At 64.2% G+C, this 673-nt stretch carries 1 pseudogene; it reads left to right on the top strand.

The features are described from left to right. A pseudogene (locus WG891_RS26635) lies at positions 1-673 on the top strand (hypothetical protein); the annotation flags it as partial.

Here is a 673-nt window from a genome sequence, read left to right as displayed (position 1 = left end):
CGGGGTGGGCGGCGTTGCCTTTGATGCCAGCAACGGTGCGTTGACCGTGACCAACAGCCAGAACAACTACACCGGTAGCACCACGATAAGCGGCGGCGATGTGCTGCTGGGGAGCAACAATGCCTTTGGTGCCACCTCATTGCTGACGGTGGCCAGCGGTGCCGGTTTCAATACCAATAACTTCAGCCAGACGGTGGGGGCACTCACCAACCTGGGCACCGTCACGCTCAATACGGGCGTGTTGAGCAGCGGATTGCTGACTAACACCGGGGTGCTCGATCTGGCGGGCGGTACGCTGAACCTGTCGTCAGGAGGCACGTCGACCGCCCCTGGCGGCTTGACCGGGGCGGGCACGCTGAACGTGAACGGCGGAGATTTAGCGCTGAGCGCGGCCAACGGCGGTCTGTCGGCGGCGACCCATATTGCGTCAGGTGCTGCTATTACCGCCGGTGCGGCGAATGCCCTGGGCACCAGTGAGGTGGATGTTGGCGGTACGTTGAACCTGAACGCCGCAGACACGCTCGCCAACGTGCTGAGCGGTGCTGGGACCATCAATACCGATGCGGCGGTGACCCTGAGCGGCAGCAACGCCTTCAGCGGCACCCACGTTATCGATGCGAACGGTGCCCTGACGGTCAGCACGGCCGATAATCTGGGGACCTCGGCGGCCCGC

The sequence above is a fragment of the Serratia sp. MMO-28 genome (assembly GCF_037199905.1).
GTDB classification, from domain to species: domain Bacteria; phylum Pseudomonadota; class Gammaproteobacteria; order Enterobacterales; family Enterobacteriaceae; genus Chania; species Chania oryzae.
Note: the sequence above shows the minus strand (reverse complement) of the source record. Positions and strands in the feature narration are given on the sequence as shown.